Raw genomic sequence first — 6,792 nt, 5'->3', positions numbered from 1 at the left:
TTGATTAACAACCGGCCCCGTAAATGTCTAGGGTGGAGGTCGGCTCACGAAGCTTTCATGGACGAGGTGTCGCACTTAGCTTGACAATTCGTCATATGGAAAAGATACCGCATGCGATACGGTTTGGGCTTATAAAAGGAGGAACGTTCATGAGGAAGAGTCAATGTGCTGCTGCTGAATGTCATCGGATGGAGGTAGCGATATGAATAAGGGCGATCAAGCAAATTTTCCATTCGAGATATCTGAGATATTGAAAGCGGTTGCGGATCGGATGATTCCGGAGGATGCATGGCCGTCGGCGGCGGGCAGCGGAGTTCTGACCTACCTAAAACGCAGGGCTGCTGAGGATGTTACAACCTGGGAGGGTATGATAGAACCTGGACTTCGCGCATTGGAAGCCGAAGCCTTAGCTGTTCATGGTCAATCATTCGCACAACTGGCTGCTCACATGAAAGATAGCATGCTGCAGGATGCGGCGAAGGATTGTTTAGGAGACTGGCCTGTTTCGTCGAAAAGCTTTTTTGACACTTTATTGGCTTTAGTCATCGAAGGCTACTATGGAAGTCCTGAGGCGGGCGGGAATAGAGAAGCCAAGTCTTGGGACATGATCGGCTTCCATCCAGGTCCGATCACTCCTAGCGATATGTCGGTTCCCGAAACGGATTTGCCTCAAAAAACGTTCGATCAACTTCGAGAACATTATGATGTTGTCATCATTGGAGCTGGGGCCGGCGGTTCGGTAGCGGCAGCTGTCCTCGCTGAAGCGGGTCTTCACGTTCTCATCGTTGAACGCGGAAGCTGGCTTCCATACAGCCAGGTAGGCAGTGACCATTTGCGTAACCACCGTTTCACCAAATATGGACATAATACAGGACCAGAATTAGAAGGCAACCCTCGTACTATTCTTTTGGCAAGCGGAGCCGAACGGATCACCGCGCCATTGGAAGGGGACTATCATAACAATGCAATGACTGTGGGTGGAGGAACAAGGATTTATGGGGCGCAGGCATGGCGTTTTCATCCCGATGACTTCCGAATGGCGAGCCGCTATGGGGTACCGGACGGGAGTTCGCTTAGTGATTGGCCGATTCGCTATGAGGATCTTGAACCGTATTACGTTCGAGCCGAGTGGGAAGTCGGGGTCTCAGGTGATGGACTTGCCCATTCAGGGAGAGGGAAGCGGCAGCAAGACTATCCGATGCCCGCGCTTCCCCTTACGCTGGAAGCACAACATCTCGCTCGTGGAGCAGAGAAGCTGGGATGGGAAACAGGAGCGGTGCCTCTTCTCATCAACTCCGTTGACCGTGACGGTCGGCCGGCATGTGGACGCTGCGGCCAATGTGTCGGATTTGCTTGCCCGACCAACAGTAAGAATGGCGGCCACAATACGATGCTGGTGAGGGCTATCGCTACGGGTAACTGCGACCTCATCTGTGATACCATGGCGGAACGCATCGAAACCGAGGGAGGACGGCACGCTGCCGGAGTTCGTCTTGCGAGGCAAATAGAGGGGAGTATTCAGCGACTTCTAGTGAAGGCAAGTCATGTTGTGCTTGCCGCAGGAGCCATTGAAAGCGCTCGCCTCCTTCTCGGTTCTGCAACGGAATCGGAACCGAATGGAATAGGCAATCAGAGCGGACAAGTTGGAAGAAATCTGCAAGGCCATGTTTATTCCGGCGCGTACGGCCTCTTTGACGAACAGGTTCAAGATGGTCTTGGTCCAGGGGTGAGCATTGCCACCTTCCGGTTTGATCATAGTCGTGAAGGCGGAATTATCGGAGGCGGCCTGCTTGCTAACGAGTTCACCCGTCTGCCGCTCATCCACTGGTATCGAGCGCTTGCGCCGAACGCGGCGCGGTGGGGAATCGCAGGCAAGGAAACGATGCGCGAGAGTTATTTGCGCACCAGCCAAATTCAAGGACCGATTCAAGAAATACCGAGCGCCGAATCCAGGGTACGGCTTTCAAAGACGGTCAAAGACCGTTTCGGCATGCCTGTCGCTCAGCTCTCCGGAAGCGTCCATCCTGAGTCACTTCGGTCCTCTGCTATGCTGGGAGAGCAAGCGGAGAAATGGCTCTGGGCATCTGGGGCAAAGGAGGTATGGCGTACACAGCCAGGCGGTGGATTAAGCGCAGGTCAGCATCAAGCTGGCACGCTTCGCATGGGAAATGACCCTCTGACTTCCGTCACGGACCCTTTAGGTCGCATTCATGGATACGACAACCTCTGGGTGAGCGACGGCTCTGTACATGTGACCAATGGAGGCGTCAATCCGGTGTTAACGATTCTTGCCTTGGCTTTCCGCACGGCAGAGAATGTTGTGAAGCAAGGGTAGTTTAGTTGATTGGCTAGGCCATATAAAGACGTGTAGTGCTAGGCAGGTGGCTTCCGGATCATCAGGAGTCACCTTTTTTAATGAAATCTGTCATAGGACCGCACGCAATGACAGGCAGGTAGCAACTTAGGCGTGATATCCTGTTATTAGAAAGGAGTTTTTGAGGATGGAATGGCTGAATCGCATGATGTCGGCGCTCGATTTGATGGAAGCGAAGATAGAAGAGCCTTTGGATATCGCGGAGCTCGCGAAGGCGGCGTACTCTTCTCCCTATCACTTTCAGCGAATGTTTTTTATGCTGACAGGCATGACTGTGGCGGAGTACGTACGGAAACGACGTTTGACCCTGGCGGCGCAGGAGCTGGCGCTGTCCGCTCCGAAGGTGATTGACGTCGCCATGAAGTATGGTTACGAATCGCCCGAGTCGTTCTCTAAGGCATTCCGCAAACTACACGGCATTTCGCCCTCCGAAGCCCGGAATTCCGGCGTTCAGCTGAAGGCCTTTCCTCGCATCTCTTTCCACCTATCATTGAAGGGAGACAAAGAAATGGACTACAGAATCGTGCAAAGAGAGGCATTCAACGTCATAGGGAAATCGATCCGAACCTCTACGTTAGAGGGAGAGAATTCAACAGAGATTCCGAAATTTTGGCAAAACAGCCACGCGGATGGAACGGTCGGGAAAATCGCTGCGCTAGGAAAAACCGAAGAAATGCTCGGACTCTGCTATGATATGCAGCAGGGTGGCGAAGTTTTTAACTATGCGATTGCGGTAGAGACTGATAAGGCCGCATCTGACATGGCGTTTGCAGTCATACGGATTCCTTCAGCCACGTGGGCTGTATTTACCTCCATTGGCCCGATGCCCGGTGCGATCCAAGAGATTTGGGGCCGTATCTACCAGGAATGGTTCCCGACGACGGGATACGAGCAGGCCGAGGGGCCTGATTTTGAGCTGTATCCGCCGGGAGATACGATGTCAGAAGATTATCGCTGCGAGGTATGGATTCCGATTGTAAAGAAATAAAATCAATGCCGGAAACGGGTCATTTTAAGATTGAGCAGATAGCTAAAGGATTAAGTTCGTGTGTTAACGGGCGTGATTTGACCATTAGGGTCTGGATATAAAGCTAAGCAGTCCGCAACGAGCTATATCGTCCTGGACTGCTTTTTCATTTCTATGATTAAACCCGATTCATTTTACGAAATTCAGAGGGGCTCACCTTCATGTTTTTGGAAAATATACGGCTTAAATAAAATCCGTTGCTGTAACCGGATGCTTGAGCTATTTGTTCTAATGACAGCTGAGTTTCGGTCAGTAATAATTTGACTTGATCAATACGAAGAGCAGTAAGGTATCGGGAGGGCGTTATTCCTAAGCTGCGCTGGAACCTTCGACTAAGCTGAACAGGGCTAATGCCAAGCTCAACTGCAAGATGATGCATGCTGAAATCCTGAAAGCAATGCTGATGAATAATAGCCTTAGCTTGTTCAATAAGCGAATCAGTAAGCGCGGTATCCTGGTTGTTGTCGCTGTAGATCTCAACTTGACGGCAAAATTGCCAAATATCATTCAGCAGATGATTCTTCCAATGATGATTCTGATCATCGGTATAGCTGGATTGCTGCTTTAGGCTATCCATGTTGTCAGCGAGTCGACTTCGGTGCTTTATGCTTAATTTGTATGATGAGTGCGACAGTTGAAGCTGAAGCTCTTGCTCTTGTTCTTTCACGGATTGTGCCTCGCGTGCTAGGGAGCTGAATGAAAACCCGATGAAATGAAAGGTTAATACTTGAGTGACATCGCGCTGAAAGCTTAAACCAGGCGGACAGACAATCACGTCTCCGACTCGACCCGTTCCCTCAACTTCCCCAATTCGGTACGAGAAACTCCCGCTCTCGACCGCAAACATCACCCACAGTTCATACGTATCTACGTTTAATTGAAAATCGGCTTTGCTATTCCAATATTTATGATGTGAAAGAATGGGATATAGGCTGAGGTTATTCCTAGTCACTTTCTACACCTCCATGATGAAATAAAGTATATGGCTATATGATAGCGTAGTGCATGTTAAATCACTAGCCTCCATATTATGATGAGATTAAATCGATCATTTGGAGGTAAAGCCTGGTGAAAAGTGAACATATTAAATCAGATATTACGGTTATTGGAGGCGGTCTGGCAGGGGTTTGCGCAGCAGTTGCTGCTGCCCGTCTTGGGCAGACCGTAAGCTTAGTCAATAACAGACCGGTTCTTGGAGGGAATTCAAGCAGCGAGGTTCGCGTTTGGGTATGCGGAGCAACAGCGCATGGCACGCAGCGGTATGCAAGAGAAACCGGCATCATGGGTGAAATGTTCGTCGAAAACCAATACCGCAACCCTGAAGGGAATCCATATTTGTGGGATCTCGTTGTTCTGGAAACCGTTCTCGCAGAGAAAAATATTCAATTGTTCCTTAATACAGATGTACATGAGCTGGAAGCGGAAGGACCAGAAGAGAACCGGGTCATTCACTCCGCAACAGGCTGGATGATGGGATCCGAACGTAAAATACGTTTTGACAGCAAGATGTTTATCGATTGTACCGGTGATGGACTTGTCGGTTTCCTTGCCGGGGCGAAATACAGAATAGGCCGCGAAGCAAGGGAAGAGTACAACGAAGATTGGGCGCCTGAGGTGGCAGATGACATTACGCTTGGCAGCACGCTGCTCTTTTATACGAAGGAAGCAAGCATGCCAGTTAAATATATTCCGCCTAGCTTCGCCAAGGACATTACTCAAACGTCGATTCCGATCAAGCGAGTCATCCGGAGCGGAGACTCAGGATGCCACTATTGGTGGATCGAATGGGGCGGAGAGCTGGATACCGTTCATGACAATGAACGGATACGTGACGAGCTGTGGTCTGTTATTTATGGAATTTGGCACTATATTAAAAATTCTGGCCAATTCAAAGCGGATAATATGACGTTGGAATGGGTGGGATCTATTCCAGGCAAGCGGGAATATCGGCGTTTCCTTGGCGATTATATGCTGAACCAGAACGACATTATTGCACAAGAGCCGTTCGAAGATCGGATAGCTTTCGGAGGATGGTCCATCGATCTTCACCCGCCGCAAGGCATGTACTCGGAAGAGAGCGGTTCGAAGCACCTATTCCCGGACGGCATCTATCATATCCCGTTCAGAAGCTTGTATTCAAGCAATGTTCGCAATTTGATGTTTGCGGGCCGGGACATTAGCGCTACGCATGTGGCATTCGGTACGACAAGGGTCATGGCAACCTGCGCCGTAATTGGCGAAGCGGCTGGAAGCGGCGCCGCGCTTGCCGTTCAGAAAGGGATTACGCCGCGAAGGCTTCATGACGAATATATGAATGAATTGCAGCAGACCATGCTGCGTCAGGACGCTTCAATCATTGGCCTAGCAGGCGAGGATCCGAATGATTTGGCGAAATCCGCCTTTATTACTGCATCCAGCACACAAGAATGCATCGAAATTGAAAACGCTTCACTAACACATTCTCTTGATAGCGATATCGGTATTCTGTTCCCGGTTCATCCGAAGCTGGCTTCGGTCGAGCTGCTCGTCAATGCTAAGCAGAGTACGACGCTTGAGGCTGAGCTTTGGCTTACGGGCAAAGGAGAGAATTACGTACCGAAGCAATGGATAAAGTCTGCTTCAAAAGCTGTCGAAGCGGGCAATAAGCAGTGGGTTAAGCTGGACTTGGATTGGGTGCCGGAATCAGCCTGCAATGCTTTTGTCATCGTCAAAGCAAATGAGGACATAACGCTTCACGTTTCTGTTGAACCATTAACCGGCGTGCTTTGCTTCGAGAAGGGACCTCGGCCGATCGTGTCCTCTTTGCTAGAGGATCATCAGCAAGACCAGCCGGTCGCACAGTGGAGCATGCGCAAATGGAATCGTCGACCTGTTTGTTTGCGGGTATCGCCCAATTCGAAATGCTACAGTGCAGCTCAAGTTACTGATGGGTATGTCAGACCTTACGCGGGCCCACATCTATGGGTATCCCAACCAATAACTGCGAATTCACAGGAATGGATACAATTAGTTTGGGAAAGGGAGCAGGAGATTGTTGAAATTCATCTAACCTTTAATGATGATGTCAATGAAGATTTAATTAACTTACATCATCATCGAACGCCATTCGCTGTCATTCCTGAAGTCGTTCAATGCTATCAAGTAAAGGCCTTCATTGCTGGCGAGTGGGTTATGATCATCTCAGAGCAGAATAATCACAAACGAAAAAGAGTCCATCAGCTTGAAGAAAAGGTTAGGACGAAAAAACTCAGGCTATGCATAGAGGAAACAAATGGAAGTCCACGTGCGGAGGTTTACGAAATCAGAGTCTATGGCTTATCTTAATCTGTTAATGTTGGCATCATTTTCATCATAGAATTGTACAGGTGGAGTGAAATGAAAGAAAGGAGAG

The 6,792-nt window shown here is 49.6% G+C and carries 4 protein-coding genes; 3 read left to right on the top strand and 1 reads right to left on the bottom strand.

Features of this window, described 5'->3' with window-relative positions; all coding sequences use genetic code 11:
• Positions 1-202 precede the first annotated feature (202 nt).
• Both FHS16_RS19515 and FHS16_RS19510 read left to right on the top strand, forming a co-directional pair.
• On the top strand, positions 203-2,335 hold the full coding sequence (locus FHS16_RS19515; RefSeq protein ID WP_183566370.1) for a GMC family oxidoreductase: 2,133 nt from the start codon (positions 203-205) through the stop codon (positions 2,333-2,335).
• Positions 2,336-2,501: 166 nt separating this feature from the next.
• Positions 2,502-3,362 carry an AraC family transcriptional regulator gene (locus FHS16_RS19510; RefSeq protein ID WP_183566367.1) on the top strand — a complete coding sequence of 287 codons (861 nt, stop codon included), beginning with the start codon at positions 2,502-2,504 and terminating at the stop codon, positions 3,360-3,362.
• 157 nt (positions 3,363-3,519) lie between these two features.
• Here the strand turns inward: FHS16_RS19510 and FHS16_RS32475 are convergent, their stop codons facing one another.
• The gene (locus tag FHS16_RS32475; protein ID WP_312890983.1) at positions 3,520-4,353 is read right to left on the bottom strand and encodes a helix-turn-helix domain-containing protein; all 834 of its coding nucleotides are present in this window, start codon (positions 4,351-4,353) and stop codon (positions 3,520-3,522) included.
• A gap of 116 nt (positions 4,354-4,469) precedes the next feature.
• On the opposite strand from FHS16_RS32475, the gene FHS16_RS19500 reads away from it, so the two are divergent.
• Positions 4,470-6,725: an FAD-dependent oxidoreductase gene (locus tag FHS16_RS19500; RefSeq protein ID WP_183566365.1), complete on the top strand. Its 2,256-nt coding sequence runs from the start codon at positions 4,470-4,472 to the stop codon at positions 6,723-6,725.
• Positions 6,726-6,792 lie beyond the last annotated feature (67 nt).

The organism is Paenibacillus endophyticus, assembly GCF_014192395.1.
In the GTDB taxonomy this organism is placed as follows: Bacteria; Bacillota; Bacilli; order Paenibacillales; family Paenibacillaceae; genus Pristimantibacillus; species Pristimantibacillus endophyticus.
This window is presented reverse-complemented; position numbering and strand designations above follow the sequence as displayed.